General features: G+C 71.7%; 13 protein-coding genes. 8 read left to right on the top strand and 5 right to left on the bottom strand.

The features are described from left to right. Nucleotides 1-149 precede the first annotated feature (149 nt). From ACFYVJ_RS15560 to ACFYVJ_RS15550, 3 genes are read left to right on the top strand one after another with little or no spacing between them, the layout of a single operon-like run. The gene (locus tag ACFYVJ_RS15560; protein WP_388891203.1) at nt 150-1,151 is read left to right on the top strand and encodes a hypothetical protein; all 1,002 of its coding nucleotides are present in this window, start codon (nt 150-152) and stop codon (nt 1,149-1,151) included. A gap of 31 nt (nt 1,152-1,182) precedes the next feature. Continuing rightward, nucleotides 1,183-2,175 carry a helix-turn-helix transcriptional regulator gene (locus ACFYVJ_RS15555; RefSeq protein WP_388891201.1) on the top strand — a complete coding sequence of 331 codons (993 nt, stop codon included), beginning with the start codon at nt 1,183-1,185 and terminating at the stop codon, nt 2,173-2,175. A gap of 7 nt (nt 2,176-2,182) precedes the next feature. After that, nucleotides 2,183-3,148: a helix-turn-helix transcriptional regulator gene (locus tag ACFYVJ_RS15550; protein ID WP_388891198.1), complete on the top strand. Its 966-nt coding sequence runs from the start codon at nt 2,183-2,185 to the stop codon at nt 3,146-3,148. Between the two features lie 200 nt (nt 3,149-3,348). On the opposite strand, the gene ACFYVJ_RS15545 is transcribed toward ACFYVJ_RS15550, so the two are convergent. Further along, nucleotides 3,349-3,666 (bottom strand): helix-turn-helix transcriptional regulator, encoded by a 318-nt coding sequence (locus tag ACFYVJ_RS15545; RefSeq protein WP_388891196.1) that lies wholly within the window; start codon nt 3,664-3,666, stop codon nt 3,349-3,351. A gap of 221 nt (nt 3,667-3,887) precedes the next feature. On the opposite strand from ACFYVJ_RS15545, the gene ACFYVJ_RS15540 reads away from it, so the two are divergent. Further along, complete coding sequence (locus ACFYVJ_RS15540) at nt 3,888-7,142, top strand: NACHT domain-containing protein (protein ID WP_388891194.1); 3,255 nt, start codon at nt 3,888-3,890, stop codon at nt 7,140-7,142. A gap of 9 nt (nt 7,143-7,151) precedes the next feature. On the opposite strand, the gene ACFYVJ_RS15535 is transcribed toward ACFYVJ_RS15540, so the two are convergent. From ACFYVJ_RS15535 to dnaK, 4 genes are read right to left on the bottom strand one after another with little or no spacing between them, the layout of a single operon-like run. Then, the gene (locus ACFYVJ_RS15535; RefSeq protein ID WP_388891192.1) at nt 7,152-7,622 is read right to left on the bottom strand and encodes a heat shock protein transcriptional repressor HspR; all 471 of its coding nucleotides are present in this window, start codon (nt 7,620-7,622) and stop codon (nt 7,152-7,154) included. Nucleotides 7,623-7,627: 5 nt separating this feature from the next. Further along, complete coding sequence (dnaJ, locus tag ACFYVJ_RS15530; protein ID WP_388891189.1) at nt 7,628-8,818, bottom strand: molecular chaperone DnaJ; 1,191 nt, start codon at nt 8,816-8,818, stop codon at nt 7,628-7,630. Nucleotides 8,819-8,860: 42 nt separating this feature from the next. Continuing rightward, entirely contained in the window at nt 8,861-9,646 is a 786-nt protein-coding gene (grpE, locus tag ACFYVJ_RS15525) for a nucleotide exchange factor GrpE (protein ID WP_388891187.1), read from the bottom strand. Further along, nucleotides 9,643-11,508 (bottom strand): molecular chaperone DnaK, encoded by a 1,866-nt coding sequence (gene dnaK / locus ACFYVJ_RS15520; RefSeq protein ID WP_388891185.1) that lies wholly within the window; start codon nt 11,506-11,508, stop codon nt 9,643-9,645. Before dnaK ends, grpE begins: the two co-directional genes overlap by 4 nt. Nucleotides 11,509-11,873: 365 nt before the next feature. Between dnaK and ACFYVJ_RS15515 the strand changes: the two genes are divergently transcribed. The 4 genes from ACFYVJ_RS15515 (at nt 11,874) to ACFYVJ_RS15500 (ending at nt 19,163) form a co-directional block, all read left to right on the top strand. After that, nucleotides 11,874-14,174 (top strand): heterodisulfide reductase-related iron-sulfur binding cluster, encoded by a 2,301-nt coding sequence (locus ACFYVJ_RS15515; protein WP_388891183.1) that lies wholly within the window; start codon nt 11,874-11,876, stop codon nt 14,172-14,174. A gap of 224 nt (nt 14,175-14,398) precedes the next feature. Next, entirely contained in the window at nt 14,399-15,907 is a 1,509-nt protein-coding gene (locus tag ACFYVJ_RS15510) for an FG-GAP repeat protein (RefSeq protein ID WP_388891180.1), read from the top strand. A 170-nt stretch (nt 15,908-16,077) separates the two neighbouring features. Next, nucleotides 16,078-17,559 (top strand): FG-GAP and VCBS repeat-containing protein, encoded by a 1,482-nt coding sequence (locus ACFYVJ_RS15505; protein ID WP_388891177.1) that lies wholly within the window; start codon nt 16,078-16,080, stop codon nt 17,557-17,559. A 137-nt stretch (nt 17,560-17,696) separates the two neighbouring features. Next, nucleotides 17,697-19,163, top strand: a complete 1,467-nt coding sequence (locus tag ACFYVJ_RS15500) for an FG-GAP and VCBS repeat-containing protein (RefSeq protein WP_388891174.1) — start codon at nt 17,697-17,699, stop codon at nt 19,161-19,163. Nucleotides 19,164-19,293 lie beyond the last annotated feature (130 nt).

Genomic DNA, 19,293 nt, shown 5'->3' with positions numbered 1-19,293 from the left:
CTGCCCACCGTGTCAGTTTTTTTGCCATTGGGAGTCCCGGCCTCCCTATGAATCCGCTTCCCACAGAAGAAGGTGCCTCACGCGAAGGCTGTTCACCACCTCTGCACTGCATCATGTTCCTGAATCACATCTTCCTGTGGGAAGGATAAATGGGCAAAAATCAAGGCGAATCAGACCATCCTCATGGATACGCCGACCTCTGTGCCGCGAGTTCGGAGCTTTACGCCCGCGCGCTGCGGGCCGGGCGCGTCTCCCGGCCGGAGGGAGAAAGCGTGCCGTGTCTGATCGACCTGATGCTGCTCCTCCCTGACCCGGACGACTCCCGATGGCTACGGCCGGTGCCTCCGTCCGCCGCGCTGGCCCGACTTGAGCACCCCATCGAGCGCGAGATTCAGGAGCGCAGGGACCAGACCCTAGCGCTGGCGGACGCGTTCGAGCCGTTCCTCTCCCTCACTCAGGGAGGCACCGCCATCAGCAGCGCGATCACCGAACTGAGCGGCGTGACCAACATCGACGCGATCGTCGGCAGGGCGACCGCCGAGTGCGAGAAGGAACTCCTCACCGTCCAGCCCGGTGGGACCCGTCCCCCGGCGCTCCTCGACAAGGCCGTGGACCGGGTGCGTCCACTGGTCGACCGCGGTGTGCGCATTCGCAGCCTCTACCAGCACACCGCACGGCACAACTACGGTCTGCTCGCCTATCAGGAACGGGTCGCCAACGACCTCATGGAGCTGCGCACGCTTGAGGAGCTGGTCGATCGTCTGATCATCGTCGACCGGAAAGTCGCCTTCGTTCCCGCGCATCGGGACCGGCCGGTGAAGTTGAACCGGGATACGGCGGTGGAGGTCCGGCATCCCGGTCTCGTCGAATACTTCGTCGGCGTATTCCACCACCTCTGGGAGCTCGCCACGCCTCTCGACGAGGAGGTGCACTACGAGCATCCGGAGCCGGACGGCATAACCGGTGTCCAGCGCAGCATCGCCAAGTTGCTCGTCGAAGGGCACGTCGACGAGATCATCGCCGACCGGCTCGGCATGAACGTCCGCACCTGCCGCGCCCACATCGCCAAGCTCGCCACCACCCTCGGCAGTAACGGCCGGGCCCAACTCGGCTACCTCATCGCACGCTCCGGCATCCTCGACCAGTCCTGACCCCGATCACCGCTCCCGGGAGTACACGGAGATGCACGCAGGGCACGATCACGAGCACGATCACGAGCACGGCCACAGTCTCCAAGAGCCCTGCCCGGCCGCCCGCGAGGCATACGCCACCGCCGTGCGGGACGGCCGGATAGCGGCTGCGGACGCGCGGCTCGCACCGTGCCTGAACGACCTCGCCCTTCTCCACCCCGACCCCGACGACCCGGACTGGCTGCTGCCCGTCCGCGCATCCGACGCCATGATGGGGCTTCTGGTATCCCGGGAACGGGAGATCCGTGAGCGGCAGCAGCACGCGGCCGACCTCGCGAGGAGCTTCAGCCGGTTCATCGATATCGGCATCGAGGTCGCCTCCGACAACTCACCGATCACGGTGCTGGAGGGCCTCGGCACGATCAACACCGCGCTGGATCTGGCGGTCGGCGAGTGCTCACACGAACTTCTCACCATCCAGCCCGAGGCGGCCAGCCGCGGCGCCCGCGCCCTGGGCGAGGCACTGCGGCGGGTCCGCCCCCTCGCCGAGCGCGGCGTACGGATGCGCACCCTTTATCAGCACGCGGCCCGTGAAGCGCCGATGACACTCGCGTACCTGCGGTTCGTCGGCCCGCAGCAGGTCGAGGTCAGAACACTCGAAGAGATCATCGAGCGCCTGATCATCGTCGACCGTCAGGTGGCCTTCCTCCCCATCCGACCGGACCGCCAAGTCGCCTTGGAGCTCCGCCACCCCGGGCTCGTCTCCTATCTCGTCGGTGTCTTCGAGCAGTTCTGGCAACTGGCCACCCCCCTGGAGGAAGCCGCCTACACGGAGTCCACCCACGAAGGCATCACCGGCGTCCAGCGCAGCATCGCCCGCCTCCTGGTCGAGGGTCACCTCGACCAGAACATCGCCCGCCGGCTCGGCATGAACGTCCGCACCTGCCGCGCCCACATCGCCAAGCTCGCTTCCACTCTGGGCAGCAACAGCCGAGCGCAACTGGGCTACCTCATCGCACGCTCCGGCATCCTCGACGAGACCTGAGAGAGACATGTCGCACCCCCACCACACCACCGGCCTCTGCGCCCCGGGCCGGAAGCTCTACGCCTCCGCCCTGCGCTCCGGCCGCGTCTCACACGAGGCCACGGCGACCGCGCCGTGCCTCTTCGACCTCGACCTGTTACGGCCCGAGCCCGGCGACACCCAGTGGCTGGTGCCGACGCCGCCGACGCAGGCGCTCGCCGGGCTCGTCGAGCCGCTCGAAAGAGAGCTGGGCGAGTACCGCCTGTTCGTGACCGCGCTGGCCGACACCGTCGAGCAGTTGACCTCCCTCGATCCGGACGACCCGGCCATGGCCGCGTTCACCGTCTGGACCGGGAAGGAGCGGATCGACGACGCCCTCGCCCGGGCCCTGGAGGACTGCACGGAGCAGTTCCTCGCCATCCAGCCGGCAAGCGGGCGGACCAACTGGAACCCCGCGACGATGCGCACCACCACCCACCGCGTACGGAGGATGAGCGAACGCGGCGTCACCCAGCGGACCCTGTACAACCACACGTACCGGCACCACCCCGCCCAGCTCGCCTACCTGGACGAACTGAGCGACACCGGGCTGGAGGTACGCACCCTGGAGGAGATGCCCGAACGGCTCCTGATAATCGACCGGGAGGTCGCCTTCATCCCCGCACAGCCCAGCCGCGAGGTGGCGATGGAGATCCGCCACCCGGGCCTGGTCTGGTTCCTGCGCGCCATCTTCGGATACTTCTGGGAACTCGGTGTCCCCTGGGGACACCAGCCCCCCGAACACGACGCCCGGGAAGGCGTCACCGGCGTCCAGCGCAGCATCGCCCGGCTGCTCGTGGAAGGCCACCTCGACGAGGCCATCGCCCGCCGGCTCGGCATGAACGTACGCACCTGCCGCGCGCACATCGCCAAGCTGTCCACCGCCCTGGGCAGCGACAGCCGTACCCAACTCGGCTATCTCATCGCCCGCTCCGGCATGCTCGAAAGGGTCTGACCCACGGGGCGGTCTCCGGAGCCCGCACAGCCGGCCCGCAGGGGCGCCGGGCGCGGGACAGGGCGGAGAGGAACGGAGTCGCTGGTGCGTATGAGGCCGGGAAGCGAACGCACCAGCGCTCCGTCCGAGGGGTGCCGCCGGCGCCCGCGTACGACGATGGCAGGTCGCCTCCGCGGCACCCAAGAGGGCACTGGCCCACATCATTCACGAACGTGGCGCCCCCGGCCATTGCCTCTTGGGGCAACCCGGTCAGGACCTGCCCCCGGCGGCAGCAGGGCGCGGCGGTGGCGGTCGGCGACCAGGGCGGCCTGGACGCGGGACTCCACGTTCAGCTTGCGGCAGATGTTCGTCAGATGGGCGCGGACCGTACGCTCCGCCACCCCCAGTTGCGACGCCAGCCGGCGATTGGTCGGACCGTCGGCGAGCAGGAGGAGCACTTCGCGTTCCCGGTCGGAGAGCAGCGCGAGACCGACCGGCGGAGCCTGTCGCGCCGTGTTGCCCGAAGCGTGAGACCTCACTGTATGAACTCCCGGACCAACTGAGCCGTACGTACATCACGTTCGGCGACTTGTCCCCCGTTCTCAACCAGAACATTGGCTTACCGTCCGTATCAACTCCACCCGAACTCAGCATCATCTTCCTGAAATTCATGATGATGAGGGTGTGCATAGCAGAACGAACCGGACGTTCGGCGAACACCGCCGGTGACCTGTCACCGCCCGCTTATATCGTCTGCCCCATGGAACCCGCAGCCGTCGGCGTCAGGCTCGCGTCCGCCGTCGTGGCGCCCCTGGTCCGGCGGTTGTTCCACAGCGAGGGCCCCGGGGCGGGGCTCGTGGGGCGGCCGGTGCGGATGGCGGCGCTGGTGTCGTTCCGCGGTGAGCAGCGGGAGCTGGACGAGGACGGGCTGCGCAAGCTCGCCGACAGTCTCGTACGCCGCGCCCTCCACGGCCCCGGCGGCGAGCCCTCCCCCGTCCCCGGCGGCGAGACCACCGCCGTCGCCGGCGCGCTCGCCCGCAGCCTCACCGCCCTCGGCGACCTCGACCTGGACGACGTCCAGGCGGTCCAGCTCGGCCCCGAAGCCCTCGCCCGCCGGCTCCGCCTCGCCGCGGCACGGAGCGGCGGGGGCGATCCCGTACGCGAACTCTCCGCCGACGCGGCCTACTTCCACGACGCCCTCCTCGACACCGCCTGCCTGCACATCCTGCACTTCTTCAGCCGGCGCTCCACCTTCGTCGCCCGCACCCTCGTCGAGCAGTCCCGCCGCCAGGCCGACCAGATCGCCCGCCTCGACGCCCTCATCGCCCGCACGCCGCTCCCCGCGGCACAGGACGCGGCCTTCGAGCGCGAGTACTTCGCGTACGCCGCGAAGAAGCACGGCAGGCTCACCATCTACGGCGTCGATCTCGCCGACTCGCCGGCGAAGTGGCCGCTGGACGTGGCGTATCTGCGGCTGGAGGCCGCCGGCTATCCGCCGTACGAACCGGGCCCCTATGACGACCTCGGTGGTGGCTTCGGCTCCTTCGCCGACACCGACCCCGTCCCCGAAGCCGTGCTCCCCGCCGACCAGGCACTCGCCACCCACGAGCGCGTCCTCCTCCGCGGCGCCGCGGGCTCCGGCAAGACCACCCTCGTGCAGTGGCTCGCCCTCTCCGCCACCCGCGCCGACACCCCGACCGCCGACGGCATGGACTACCTCGCAGGGCGTGTCCCCTTCGTGCTGCCGCTCCGCACCCTCACCCGGCACGGCCAGCGCCTCCCCGCCCCCCGCGACTTCCTCGCCGCCACCGGCAGCCCCCTCGCCGGCGCGCAGCCCGGCGGATGGGAGCACCGCGTGCTCACCGCCCGCCGCGGGCTGCTCCTCGTCGACGGCATCGACGAGGTCCCCCGCGCCGAGCGCGACCGCGCCCGCCGCTGGCTCTCCGACCTCGCCGACGCCTACCCGGGCAACCGCTGGCTCGTCACCTCCCGCCCCTCCGCCGTCGGCGAGGACTGGCTCGCCGCCGAGGGCTTCACCGAGCTGGCCCTCGCACCCATGCGCCCGGCCGACCTCACCCGCTTCATCGCCCGCTGGCACGAGGCCGTACGCGCCGCCGCCGTCCGCACCGGCGCCCCAGCCGCGGACGACGCGCAGCTCACGACGTACGAGCAGCAGCTCACCGCCGCCGTACGGCACACCTCCGACCTCGGCCGGCTGGCCACCAACCCGCTCATGTGCGGCCTGATGTGCGCGCTCAACCGCGCCCGCCGCGGCTACCTCCCGCGCGGGCGCAGGGAGTTGTACGAGGCCGCCCTGTCGATGCTGCTCAGCCGCCGCGACCGCGAACGCGACATGGCCGTCCCCGACCTGCGCGAGGAACCCCAGCTCCAGGTCCTCCAGCGGCTCGCGTACTGGCTGATCCGCAACGGCCGTACGGAGCTGGACCGCACCCGGGCGGAGCGGATCATCACCGACGCCCTCCCGGCCGTCCCGGAGGTCGCCGCCCTCGGCGACGCGACCGCCGTACTGGAGCACTTCCGCGACCGCAGCGGCCTCCTCCGCGAACCGGCCCCGGGCGCGGTGGACTTCGTCCACCGCACGTTCCAGGACTACTTGGGCGCCCGCGCGGCGGTCGAGGAGGGCGACATCGGCGTCCTGGCGGCCCACGCGGCGGACGACCAGTGGGAGGACGTCATCCGCATGGCGGTGGCGCAGGCCCGCCCGCGGGAGCGCGAGGAGATCCTGCGGGAGCTGCTGACGGCGGCGCAGCGCAAGGGCGGGGTCGAGAGCGTACGCATCCGGCTGCTGGCGACCGCCTGCCTGGAGCACGCGGCCGAACTGGCCCCGGCGGTACGGGAGGCGGTGGAGCGCGAGACGGAGGCGCTGATCCCGCCCACGACGTCGACGGAGGCACGGGCGCTGGGTGCGGCGGGACCGCTGGTGCTGGACCTGCTGCCGGGCCCGGAGGAGGCGGGCGACGCCGCCGACCTGGTCGCCGTGGCCGCGAGCCACGTGGACGCGGACCGCGCGATCCCGTTCCTCGCCCGCTACGCCGCCCATCCCTCGCTTGCCGTACGCCGGCAAATCGCCTGGGCCTGGCACCGCTTCGACACCGAGGAGTACGCGAACGAGGTCATCTCCCGCCTCGACCCGGAAGACCTGTACTTCACCGTCACCTCCGACGCCGAGCTACACGCCCTGCACAGGCTCGGCGGCCGCCCGATGGTCGACGTCCGCGGCGGTCCGCTCGACCCCTTCGAACTGCGCGAAGTGCTCGCCGCGTTCAGCCTCACCAAGCTGATCATCCGCAACCAGCACGCGCTGGGCGACCTGGACTTCCTGCGCGACATGGACGGGCTGCGCGAACTGCGGCTCACCGAGTGCCTCGGCCTGCGGTACGCCTCGGCCCTCGCCGGCCTGCCCCTGCGCGCCCTGATCCTGGACGCGGTACCAGGTCTGGCCGACAGCATCCCCGAACTGCTCACCGCGCTGCCGCGGCTGGAGTTCCTCTCCCTGTCGCCGGATCGGACCCACCTGGTCGACCTCGGCGCCCTGCCGCCGCTGCCCGAGCTGGCGACCCTCAACCTGCTGACCGCCCGCACCTCCGGTCTGTGCCGCCTGGCCAAGCACCCCAAGCTCGCCGCCGTCTACCTGGGCTGGCGACACGAGGCCACCGCGGACGACTGGTCGGCGCTGGCCGCCCTCCCGCTGCTCAAGGCGCTGCGGTGCCGGCTGGACCTGCTCGCCGTCGCCCCCGCCCATGCCACGCTGCCGGGCGTCACGTTCCTCGGTCTGATCGGCGACCGGCCCGCCGACGAACTCGACCTGAGCCGGTTCCCCCACCGCTTCCCGCAGCTCGACCACCTCGTGGTCGACCTGCCCCCGGGGAGACTCCTGGACCTCTCCCCGCTGGCGGGGCTCGGCACCCTGCGCGAGGTCTCCCTGCGCCCGCACATGAGAGACCTCCACGCCGGGCTCCCGCCCCGCGTGGAGGTCACCTACCTCGCCGACTGAGCCGCCGGCTCAGCCCCGCTTCTTCTTCGGCTTCCACACCACCAGCGCACTCGTCTGCTGCACCTGCTGGTACGGCACCAGGTCCCGCCGGTACGACGCGTGCACCTGCGCCTCCCGCTGCGCCATCGCCGACGCCGCGCCGTCCACCGCGTCCGTCAGCTCCGCCACCTTCGCCTGGAGGGCGGCGACCTGCGTCTCCAGCTCGATGATCCGCTTGATCCCGGCCAGGTTGATGCCCTCGTCCTGGCTCAGCGCCTGGACCTGCCGCAGCAGCGCGATGTCCCGCGCCGAGTAGCGCCGGCCGCGGCCCGCCGTGCGGTCCGGGGAGACCAGGCCCAGGCGGTCGTACTGGCGCAGGGTCTGGGGGTGCAGGCCCGAGAGTTCCGCGGCTACGGAGATGACGTAGACCGGCGTCTCCTCGGTCAGCTCGTACGGATTGCGGCCGCGGGGGCCGCCGCGTCCGCCGCTTCTGCCGTTCATCGTCGTCAAGCTCCCTTCGCGGCCTTGAACAGCTCCGCGCGCGGGTCCTCGCCCGCGGTGGCCGTCCGGTACGACTCCAGCGACTCGCGCGCCGTGCCGTCCGTCTCCTTCGGCACCGCCACCTCGACGGTGACGAGCAGGTCCCCGCGCGTCCCGTCCTTGCGGACGGCGCCCTTGCCGCGGGCGCGCATCGTGCGTCCGTTGGGCGTGCCCGGGGGCAGCTTCAGGGTGACCGGCGGGCCGCCGAGCGTGGGCACCTTGATGTCCGCGCCGAGGGCCGCCTCCGGGAACGAGACGGGGACCGTCACCAGCAGGTTGTCGCCCTTGCGGCCGAAGACCGGGTGGCCGTCGACGTGCACGACGACGTACAGGTCGCCGCCGGGACCGCCGCGCTCGCCAGGACCGCCCTTGCCGCGCAGCCGGATCCGCTGCCCGTCCTGCACCCCCGCGGGGATGCGGACCTGCATCGTGCGGGACGACTTGGCGCGGCCACTGCCCTTGCAGACGTCGCAGGGGTCCTGGGCGATGAGCCCGCGGCCCTTGCAGTCCACGCACGGGTCGGTCAGCGAGAAGCCGCCACCGCCGCCGCGGGAGACCTGCCCGGTGCCCACGCAGGTCGGGCAGACCCGCGGGGAGCCGTTCTTGTCGCCCGTGCCCGCGCACGTCTTGCACGGGGCCGACGACGACATCCGCAGCGGGACCGTGGCGCCCTCGATGGCCTCCGTGAAGCTGAGCGTGACCTCCGACTCGATGTCCTGGCCGCGGCGCGGCTGCGTACGCCCGCCGCCGCGGTTGAACAGCCCGCCGAAGACGTCGCCGAGGCCGCCGCCGAAACCGCCGGTGGTGGTCTGGCCGCCGCCGCCCGGGGCGCCGGGGCCCGAGCCGCCGAAGAGGTCGCCGAGGTCGAAGTTGAACGAGCCGCCGCCGCCCGCGCCCGGGCCCGGGCGGAAGCCGCCGTTGCCGAAGAGGGTGCGCGCCTCGTCGTACTCCTTGCGCCGCTGGGGGTCGCCGAGCACGTCGTTGGCCTCGGAGACCTCCTTGAAGCGCTCCTCGGCCGCGGCGTCGCCCTTGTTGGCGTCCGGGTGGTACTGCCGGGCGAGCTTGCGGTACGCCTTCTTGATCTCGGCCTCGGTGGCGTCCTTCGGGACGCCGAGAACCTTGTAGTAGTCCTTCTCGATGAAGTCCTTGGTACTCATTCCCGGCGTCCCTCCTCTCGTCCCTCGGCGGCCGCTACGGCGTCACCCCTCGTCCGGGCCACCGCTGTCCGTCTCTCCGCCGGACCCCGGCTTCGCGGACCCGGCGTCCGGGCCGCCGCCGTCCGCGGCGGCGGACTCGGATCCGCCGCCGTCCGCGTCGGCCTGCTTCTCGTCCGGCTGCTCGCCCTCCTTGCCCTGCGACCCCGACGACGCCCCCGGCTGCGGCTCCGCCACGGCGACCCGCGCGGGGCGGATCGTACGCTCGCCGATCCGATACCCAGGCTGGAGAATCTGCACGCACGTCGTCTCGGACACATCCGGCGAGTAGCTGTGCATCAGCGCCTCGTGGATGAGCGGGTCGAAGGGCTCGCCCTCCTTGCCGAACTGCATGAGGCCCATCTTGGCCACGACGGTCTCCAGCGACTCGGCGACCGACTTGAACCCGCCGACCAGCTCCTCGTGGTCCCGGGCCCGGCCGATGTCGTCGAGCACGGGCAGCAGTTCGGTCAGCAGGTTCGCGTTCGCGACCTCCTTGACCGCGACCCGGTCCCGCTCGACCCGCCGGCGGTAGTTCTGGTACTCCGCCTGGAGCCGCTGCAGGTCCTTCGTCCGCTCGTCGAGCGCCTTGCGGGTCTCGTCCAGACGAGCCGCAAGCGGGCTGTTCGCGTCCCCGTTCCCGGCGGTGGCACCCGGCCCGGCTGTGTCGGCGCGCCGTGCGCCGGCGGGCGAGCCGCCCGCCCCGTCCGGGCCGCCCTGCTGTGCCTCCGCTGTCTTTGCGTCGGTGGGGACGTCGGGCTTCTCCTCGAAGCCCGGGGTCTCCTCCGTCACGCGGCACCACCCTTGGGCTTGTCGTCGTCCACGATCTCGGCGTCGACGACATCGTCGTCGGCACCGGCGGGCGCGTCCTTCTGCGCCTGCTGGGCACCCTCGCCGCCGGCGGCGGCCGGGCCGGACGCCTGGGCGTCGGCGTAGAGCGCCTGACCGAGCTTCTGGCTGGTGGCCGCGGCCTTCTCCGTCGCCTCACGGATCGCCGCGGCGTCCTCGCCCTTCAGCGCCTCCTTGAGGTCGGTGATCGCGCTCTCGACCTCGGACTTCACGTCGCCGGGCACCTTGTCCTCGTTGTCCTGGAGGAACTTCTCGGTGGTGTAGACGACCTGCTCGCCCTGGTTGCGCGTCTCGGCGGCCTCGCGGCGCTTGTGGTCCTCCTCCGCGTACTGCTCGGCGTCGCGCATCATGCGCTCGATGTCGTCCTTCGGCAGCGCGGAGCCGCCGGTGACGGTCATCTTCTGCTCCTTGCCCGTGCCGAGGTCCTTCGCGCCGACGTGCATGATGCCGTTGGCGTCGATGTCGAAGGTGACCTCGATCTGCGGCACGTTCCGCGGGGCCGGCGGCAGGCCGGTCAGCTCGAACATGCCGAGCTTCTTGTTGTACGCGGCGATCTCGCGCTCGCCCTGGAAGACCTGGATCTGCACCGACGGCTGGTTGTCCTCGGCCGTGGTGAAGGTCTCGGAACGCTTCGTCGGGATCGTGGTGTTGCGCTCGATGAGCTTGGTCATGATGCCGCCCTTGGTCTCGATGCCGAGGGACAGCGGGGTGACGTCGAGCAGCAGGACGTCCTTGACCTCGCCCTTGAGGACGCCGGCCTGGAGGGCGGCGCCGACGGCGACGACCTCGTCCGGGTTGACGCCCTTGTTGGCCTCCTTGCCGCTGGTCAGCTCCTTGACCAGCTCGGCGACGGCCGGCATGCGGGTGGAACCGCCCACGAGGACCACGTGGTCGATCTCGCCCAGGTCGATGCGGGCGTCCTTGATGACGTTGTGGAACGGCGTCTTGCAGCGCTCCAGGAGGTCCTGGGTGAGCTGCTGGAACTGCGCCCGGGTCAGCTTCTCGTCGAGGTGCAGCGGGCCCTCGGCGGAGGCGGTGATGTACGGCAGGTTGATCGTCGTCTCGGAGGACGAGGACAGCTCGATCTTCGCCTTCTCGGCGGCCTCGCGGAGGCGCTGGAGCGCCATCTTGTCCTTGGCCAGGTCGACGCCGTGGCCGTTCTGGAACTGCTTGACCAGGAAGTCGACGACGCGCTGGTCCCAGTCGTCACCACCGAGGTGGTTGTCACCGTTGGTGGCCCTGACCTCCACGACGCCCTCGCCGATCTCCAGCAGGGAGACGTCGAAGGTGCCGCCGCCGAGGTCGAAGACCAGGATGGTCTGGTCTTCCTTCTCCATGCCGTAGGCGAGGGCGGCGGCGGTGGGCTCGTTGACGATCCGCAGGACGTTGAGGCCCGCGATCTCGCCGGCCTCCTTGGTCGCCTGGCGCTCGGAGTCGTTGAAGTACGCCGGGACGGTGATGACCGCGTCGGTCACCTTCTCGCCCAGGTACGCCTCCGCGTCCCGCTTCAGCTTCTGCAGGATGAACGCGGAGATCTGCTGGGGGGTGAACTCCTTCTCGTCGATCGGCTGCTTCCAGTCGGTGCCCATGTGGCGCTTGACCGACCGGATGGTCCGCTCGACGTTGGTGACCGCCTGGCGCTTCGCCACCTCGCCGACGAGCACCTCGCCGTTCTTGGCGAAGGCGACGACGGACGGCGTGGTCCTGGCGCCCTCGGCGTTGGTGATGACGCTGGGTTCACCGCCCTCGAGAACACTGACGACAGAGTTCGTCGTGCCCAGGTCGATGCCGACCGCACGTGCCATGTTGTCTATCCTCCGGATCAGATGCTCTGCCTTGAGCTGGTCAGGCTCAAGGGTGCCATGCCGACCACTCCCGGCGCAATTCACCTGAGTCAACTCCACTCAAGTTTTGTGCGTCAGTGCAGGTGGGAACGGGTTTTCGGGCTACGGGCCGGAGGTCGCGGCGGCGCCGCAGGCGCGACGCACATCACCGGCCGGGCGGCTTCAGGGGGCCGGGGCCGCCCGGGTACCCTCAGGCGGGGAAGAGATAAGTTACCGCTTAGTAGTAGCTGGGTAGGCCGAGTAGCAGGGCACGTATACACGTACGGCCCGCACACGCACACGGCAGATCCAGCAGACAGCAGAGCAGTCCGGCCGAGGAGCCCTCCATGCAGCTCGCCGCCATCGTCGTATCGCTGGTGATCACCGCGGTCGGCACCGCGCTGTTCGCTCGCGCCATCGGGCAGATCATCGCCTTCGTCCGGCTCGGCAATCCCGTCCCCGCAGGCAGCCGCACGGACGACCCGGTCGCGCGCAGCGTCACCCTGGTCAGGGAGTTCCTCGGCCACACCCGGATGAACCGCTGGGGCGTCATCGGCTTCGCCCACTGGTTCGTCGCCATCGGCTTCCTGACCCTGGTGCTGACCCTCGTCAACGCCTTCGGCCAGTTGTTCGTCGCCGACTGGCTGCTGCCGGTGATCGGCGACTGGCTCCCGTACGAGCTGTACGTCGAGTTCATCGCGCTGATGACCACGCTCGGCATCCTCACGCTCATCGTGATCCGGCAGCTCAGCCTGCCGTCGAAGGCCGGCCGCAAGTCCCGCTTCACGGGCTCGACGATGTGGCAGGCGTACTTCGTCGAGTACGTCATCCTCGTCATCGGCATCTGCATCCTGGTGCTGCGCGGGCTGGAGGGCTCGCTGCACCACGTCGGCGGTTACGAGGCCGCCTACTTCGCGTCGTACCCCGTCACCGCCGCGGTCGACGGGCTGAGCACCGGCGCCGTGCAGAACCTCGTCTACCTCGTCGCGATGGTCAAGATCTCGACCTCCTTCATCTGGGCGCTCGTCCTCGGCCTCAACACCACGATGGGCGTGGCCTGGCACCGCTTCCTCGCCTTCCCCAACATCTGGTTCAAGCGCAATGCCGACGGCGCGGTGGCCCTCGGCGCGCTCCAGCCGATGACCTCCGGCGGCAAGCCGATCGACTTCGAGACCGTCTTCGACGACGAGGACGGCGAGGAGGCCGTCTTCGGCGTCAGCCAGGTCGAGCACTTCTCGTGGAAGGGGATCCTCGACTTCTCCACCTGCACGGAGTGCGGCCGCTGCCAGTCGCAGTGCCCGGCCTGGAACACCGGGAAGCCGCTGTCGCCCAAGCTGCTCGTCATGTCCCTGCGCGAGCACGCCGCCGCCAAGGCCCCGTACCTGCTCGCCGGCGGCGGCAAGTCGGCCGAGGGCGAGGAGAAGGCCACCGCAGAACAGCTCGCCGACGTACCGGCCGACGCGCTCGCCGAGGCGGAGCGCGCGCTGATCGGCACCGCGGCCGAGCAGGGCGTCATCGACCCCGACGTGCTGTGGTCCTGCACCACCTGCGGCGCGTGCGTCGAGCAGTGCCCCGTCGACATCGAGCACGTCGACCACATCGTCGACATGCGCCGCTACCAGGTGATGATCGAGAGCTCGTTCCCGTCCGAGGCGGGCACGATGCTGAAGAACCTGGAGAAGAAGGGCAACCCCTGGGGGCTGGCCAAGAAGCAGCGGCTGGAGTGGACCAAGGAGCTGGCGGCGGACACGGGCATCGAGATCCCGGTCGTCGGCAGGGACGTCGAGGACCTCTCCGAGGTCGACTACCTCTACTGGGTCGGCTGCGCGGGCGCGCTGGAGGACCGGGCGAAGAAGACCACCAAGGCGTTCGCGGAGCTGCTGCACATCGCCGGCGTGAAGTTCGCGATCATGGGCGGCGACGAGAAGTGCACGGGCGACTCGCCGCGGCGGCTGGGCAACGAGTTCCTCTTCCAGCAACTGGGCGAGGAGAACGTCGCGATGCTCAACATGGCGTTCGGCGAGGACGACGATCAAGGCGTGACGGTCGAGAAGGCGAAGAAGAAGATCGTCGCGACCTGCCCGCACTGCTTCAACACCATCGCCAACGAGTACCCGCAGCTCGGCGGCCACTACGAGGTCGTCCACCACACGCAGTTGCTCCAGCACCTCGTCGACGAGGGCCGGCTGGTCCCGGTGACGCCGGTCGAGGGGATCATCACGTACCACGACCCCTGCTACCTGGGCCGGCACAACAAGGTCTACACGCCGCCGCGCGAGATCATCGCCAAGGTCCCGGGCGTACGGAACGAGGAGATGCACCGGCACAAGGAGCGCGGCTTCTGCTGCGGCGCGGGCGGCGCGCGCATGTGGATGGAGGAGCGCATCGGCAAGCGGATCAACGACGAGCGCGTGGACGAGGCGCTGTCGCTGAATCCGGACATTCTTTCCACGGCGTGCCCTTTCTGTCTCGTGATGCTTACGGACTCCGTAAACGGCAAGAAGAACGCGGGAACGGCGAAGGAGTCGCTGGCCGTCGTGGACGTGGCGCAGCTTCTGCTCGACTCGGTCAGGACGCCGGCGGAGGAGCCGCCGGGGGACGGAACCGAGGCGGCGGAGAGCGAGCCGGAGCCGCAGCCGGCGACGTAGTACGGCGAGAACGGCCGTACCGCGTGCGGCAGATGTGACCCAGGCGGGACGCCACAGGCAACCCCCCACGGCGGCCGGCCCCGTGAGCCACACGGGGCCGGCCGTGGCGCGTCGAGCGCGGGTCCCGGCGCATTGGTTGGTACAACCATCTCCGGACGGGGTGTGTCGTATGACGCGGGAGTGAACGCAACTCCCCCGTCAGACCGTCACCGGAAGGACCCCCCATGCGCATCCGCACCCTCGCCGCCTTAACCGCCTGCCTCGCCACCGCCGGCACCGCGGCCGTCACCGCCCCGGCGGCGGGGGCGGAGGACCGGGGTGCCCCGGCCGACGCCGCCGCCCGCTCCGCGGGTGCCACCGCCGATGCCCGTGCCGTACGGGCCGACTTCGACGGCGACGGCTACACGGACCTCGCCACCGGTGCCCCCGGCGGCAAGATCTCAGGACACACCGAGGCCGGTTACGTCCTCATCAGCTACGGCTCCCCGGACGGCATCGCGGCCCCCGCCTCCACCGTCCTCAGCCAGCGCACCGCCGGCGTCCCTGGCAGCCCCGCGGCGGACGACCGCTTCGGCGACCGGCTCGTCGCCCGCGACCTCGACGGCGACGGCCTGACCGACCTCGCCGTCACCGCCCGCGCAGAGGACGGCGACGCGGCCGGCTCCGTCACCGTCCTGTGGGGCCGCGAAGGCGGCCTGACCGGCGCCGGCGCCGCCCGCGCCCAGGTGCCCGGCGGCGGCGGCCTCGCCCGCGACCTGCACGCCGGCGACTTCGACGGCGACGGCGAGGGCGACCTGCTGGTGCCCAGCACCCGCAGCGACAGCGCCGAGGCGTACACCGTCCTCTACGGCCCGTTCACCCGCGCCGGCGCCCCCGCGCGCGAGAGCGGGCTCGTCGAGATGAAGCCCGAGGACAGCCTCGACGGCGTCGCCGTGGGCGACGTGACGGGCGACGGCGCCGACGACCTCGTGGCGTTCTTCAGCTACCAGGGCAACGCCGAGGGCGGCTGGTTCTGGAAGGGCGGCCCCGGCGGGCTGACCCGGACCGACGCCGCGCTGCCCAACGGCAGTTCGCCGGCGATCGGCGACTTCGACGGCGACGGCAAGGGCGACCTGGCGTACCGCAAGGTCGGCGCGAGCATCGAGGACCTCCCGTACGGCAAGGGCAAGGTCACGATCGTCTACGGCACGGAGAACGGCCCCGGCACGAGCCGGACGTCGGCCTTCACCCAGGACACCGCGGGCGTGCCCGGCACCGGCGAGCGCGGCGACCAGTTCGGCGCCCGGCTCGCGGCGGGCGACGCGAACGGCGACGGCTTCGCCGACCTCGCCGTGGGGGTGCCGTACGAGGCCATCGGCAACAAGCAGTCGGCGGGCTCCGTGGTGCTGCTCAAGGGCGGCTCCGGCGGGCTCAAGGCGCGTGGCGCGCAGGCGTTCCACCAGGACACGCCGGGTGTGAAGGGCGTGGCGGAGACCGGGGACCGGTTCGGCGCGGCGCTGGGGTTCGGGGACGTCACGGGCGATGGCCGGGCGGAGCTGGCGGTGGGCGCACCGGAGGAGAACGGCACGGGCGCGATCTGGTCGCTGCGCGGCGCCGCGGGCGGGCTGACGGCGACGGGCTCCGTGGCGTTCAGCCCGGACGACTTCGAGGGTCCCGGCGGTACGGGCGGAGCGCGGTTCGGCACGGGCTTCGCGAGCGAGGGCCTGGGTCACTACCTGATGGGTCAGGAGTGACCGGATGAATCCCGTGAACTAGGTTCATTACACAACAAGTTCGCGGAAAGCTGCATGAGCCGTACGAAGGGCGGTAGTTCGTACAACCCCGGGTGAACGTCAGGTGTCTCACAGGGTGAGAGGCCCACTGAGTGACCGCACCGATCCACATCGACGTTCAGGAGCCCGACATGCCACGCAGCCGCCGTACGCCCACGACCGCCACCGCCTTAGCGGCCTCTCTGGCCGTCGTCGCCGGCGCCGCCCTCGCGGGCGGCGCCGCACCGGCCGCGGCCGCGCCCACGGAAGGCGCGGTCGCGGCGCCCGCGAAGTTCCACGACGACTTCAACGGCGACGGCTACCCCGACCTGGTGGTGGCCGCCCCCTCCGGCACCGTGGACGGCGCCGCGCGCGCCGGGTACGTCGCCGTGCTCTACGGCTCGGCCGGCGGGCTGGACACCGCCAGGCGCGCGGTCGTCAGCCAGTCCACGGCCGGCGTCCCCGGCACCTCCGAGGCGGGCGACGCCTTCGGCGCCACCCTCGCCTCCGCCGACTTCGACCGCGACGGGTACGCCGACCTCGCCGTCGGCGTCACCGGCGAAGACCTCGGCGGCGTCGCCGACACGGGGCGCACGATCATCCTCTACGGCTCCTCCGGCGGGCTGTCCGGCAGCGGCGCGCAGGACCTGCGCCCCGCCTCGGCGATCGAGGGCAACGCCTACGGGACGGGCCTCGCCGCGGGCGACTGGTTCCACGACGGTTCCCCCGCGCTGGCGATCCTGTCGAAGGACCACCTGGAGCTGTACGGGGGCTGGGGCCCGGCACGTACCCCTTCACGCGCGGAGGCGGGCCACCCCTTCGGCGACTTCCCGCAGGACTTCACCCCCACCGGCCTGGTCGGGGGCGACTTCGAGGGCGACGGCGCCGACGACCTCGTGGTCACCGGCACGAAGTGGTACCTGGAGTACCAGCAGGGCCACTCCCTGTACCTCAAGGGCGGGGGCCCCGAGGGTTACACGCGCTCGGAGTTCGCCGGCGGGCCCGTCGGCGTCGCGGGCGACATCGACAAGGACGGCGCCGACGACCTCGCGATAGGCGACCCCTCGGTGCTGGAGCACGGCCAGTTCGAGCTGTCGGGCGGCGCCGTCGAGGTCTGGTACGGGGCCGACGGCGGGCCGGGTGCCGGGCAGCCCGAGGTGTGGCAGCAGGGCAGCGGGGGCGTCCCCGGGGCGTACGAGGTGGAGGACCGCTTCGGCAGCGACGTCTCGCTCGGCGACGTCAACGGCGACGGCTTCCCCGACCTCGCGGCCGGCGCCGAGGGCGAGGCGATCGGCACCAACGCCGGGGCCGGCGCCGTCTGGCTGCTGCGCGGCTCCGCCGGCGGGCTGACCACGACCGGGGTGCAGCACTTCAACCAGGACACCCCGGGGATCCCGGGCGCCGCGGAGGCCGGTGACCTCTTCGGCTCCGACGTCCGGCTGCACGACCCCAACCGCGACGGCCGGTCCGGCCTGATCGCGGGCGCGCCCGGCGAGAACGCGGGGCAGGGTTTCGCGTGGGTGCTGCAGGCCCGTAGCAGCGGGCTGATCGCGGACGGGTCGTGGAACTTCAGCGGTGCGTCGGTGGGCGCGAACGGGGCGAACGCGCGGTTCCCGGAGACGATCGCCGAGTAGCCCCCCTCACCGCCGTTTCCGTAGGCGGAATGACACCTTCTGTCACTGTACGAACCAACTAGCCGTATTCCTACAACCTTTGGCCGCGGTACGGGGTCTTCTGATCGCCGTCATCGACCGCGCCCGGGAGCTGCCGCATGCATCACAGACTCCGTACCGCACTGGCCACCGCCACCGCCGCCGCCGCGCTCACCGGCGGCCTGGCCGCCGTCGCCGGCCCCGGCGCCTCGGCCGCCGAACTCCGCGACCCGCTGGTCGACTTCAACGGGGACGGCGTGCGCGACGTCGCGGTCTCCGCACCCGACGCGTACGTCGCCGGAGTAAGGGGCGCCAGCCAGATCGTCGCCCATTACGGGGCGGAGAACGACGGCACCGCCGCCGGCATCTCCGCCGACCGCGCCAAGCGGCTCAGCCAGCACAGCGCCGGCGTCCCCGGCACCGCCGAGGAGGGCGACGGCTGGGGCGGCTGGACCGCCGCCGCGGACTTCGACGGCGACGGGTACACCGACCTCGCCGTCGCCGCCCCGGGCGAGAAGGTCGGCGGCGACGTCGACGGCGGCACGATCCAGATCCTGTGGGGCGGGGCGAACGGCCTGGCCGGCGGCACGACGCTGCCCGACCCGCGCCCGTACGAGCACGACCTCTTCGGCCGCGGCCTCGTGGCCGGGGACTTCGACGGCGACGGCGCGGCGGACCTGGCCGTGGCTTCCACGAGCGCGTCCATGGACGTCTTCACCGGCGGCTTCGGCCGTACGAAGGGGGACTACGGCGCGTGGGACACGGTCGCGGTGCCGCTGGACAACGGGAAGCTCTGGGGCCGGTTCGACCTCGCCGCGGGCGACGTCGACGGCGACGGGGACGACGATCTCGTCGTCAACGGCTACGTGGACTGGGAGCACCGCGGTGCCTACGTGCCGGGCTCCCCCGACGGCCTGACCGGCGCGGGCCAGCGGCAGCTCCCCGGAGGCGACACCACCGTCATCGGGGACGTGAACGGCGACGGCAGGGCCGACATCGTCACCGGGCTGACGCGCGACGACGAGGGCACGCCGGGCGCGATGCTGGGCGGCAAGGTCTCGGTCACCCTCGGCTCCGCGGACGGCCCCGCCGGCACCACGGACCTGAGCCAGGCCACGCCGGGCGTCCCGGGCACGCCGGAGAAGGGGGACTCCTTCGGCGGCCAGTTGGCCCTCGGCGACGTGGACGGCGACGGGCAGACGGACCTGGCCGTCGCCGCGGCGAACGAGACCCTGGGCGCCGCGGAGAACACCGGCACCGTCACTGTGCTCTACGGGTCGGCGGACGGCACCGGCTTCGGGAACGCGAGCGCGACGCTGGTCCACCAGAACGCCCCGGGCGTCCCCGGCACCAACGAGACCCGCGACCGCTTCGGCATCTCCGTCCTGCTCTCGGACCTCAACGGCGACGGCTACGACGACCTGACGGTCGGCCCGGCCGGCAAGAACGCCGGCAACGGCGCCGTCTACGCCCTGCGCTCCCACTCGGGCGGGGTCGCGCCGGACGGGGCGGTGGCGATCTACCCGTCGTCGGTGGGGATGCCGACGACGGGCAGCCCGGGGTACGGGGCGGAGTTCGCGGGCTGAGGACGCGGCGCCGCAGGGACGGCGACGTACCGCGAGCGCCACCGCTCACGCCGCTGCCGCAGAGACGGCCAGGGCCCGGACCTCCCCCGGCCGGGCCCTGGCTCATGCCCGGGTACGCCCGCGCGGCACC

Source organism: Streptomyces sp. NPDC004134, assembly GCF_042874195.1.
Lineage (GTDB): Bacteria > Actinomycetota > Actinomycetes > Streptomycetales > Streptomycetaceae > Streptomyces.
This window is presented reverse-complemented; position numbering and strand designations above follow the sequence as displayed.

Excerpts from the sequence above, each read along its gene's own strand:
- ACFYVJ_RS15535 (WP_388891192.1), bottom strand. The coding sequence starts at position 7,622 with ATGAACGGCAGAAGCGGCGGACGCGGCGGCCCCCGCGGCCGCAATCCG.
- ACFYVJ_RS15550 (WP_388891198.1), top strand. The coding sequence starts at position 2,183 with ATGTCGCACCCCCACCACACCACCGGCCTCTGCGCCCCGGGCCGGAAG.
- ACFYVJ_RS15540 (WP_388891194.1), top strand. The coding sequence starts at position 3,888 with ATGGAACCCGCAGCCGTCGGCGTCAGGCTCGCGTCCGCCGTCGTGGCG.
- ACFYVJ_RS15510 (WP_388891180.1), top strand. The coding sequence starts at position 14,399 with ATGCGCATCCGCACCCTCGCCGCCTTAACCGCCTGCCTCGCCACCGCC.
- dnaK (WP_388891185.1), bottom strand. The coding sequence starts at position 11,508 with ATGGCACGTGCGGTCGGCATCGACCTGGGCACGACGAACTCTGTCGTC.
- ACFYVJ_RS15515 (WP_388891183.1), top strand. The coding sequence starts at position 11,874 with ATGCAGCTCGCCGCCATCGTCGTATCGCTGGTGATCACCGCGGTCGGC.
- dnaJ (WP_388891189.1), bottom strand. The coding sequence starts at position 8,818 with ATGAGTACCAAGGACTTCATCGAGAAGGACTACTACAAGGTTCTCGGC.
- ACFYVJ_RS15555 (WP_388891201.1), top strand. The coding sequence starts at position 1,183 with ATGCACGCAGGGCACGATCACGAGCACGATCACGAGCACGGCCACAGT.
- ACFYVJ_RS15560 (WP_388891203.1), top strand. The coding sequence starts at position 150 with ATGGGCAAAAATCAAGGCGAATCAGACCATCCTCATGGATACGCCGAC.
- ACFYVJ_RS15500 (WP_388891174.1), top strand. The coding sequence starts at position 17,697 with ATGCATCACAGACTCCGTACCGCACTGGCCACCGCCACCGCCGCCGCC.
- ACFYVJ_RS15505 (WP_388891177.1), top strand. The coding sequence starts at position 16,078 with ATGCCACGCAGCCGCCGTACGCCCACGACCGCCACCGCCTTAGCGGCC.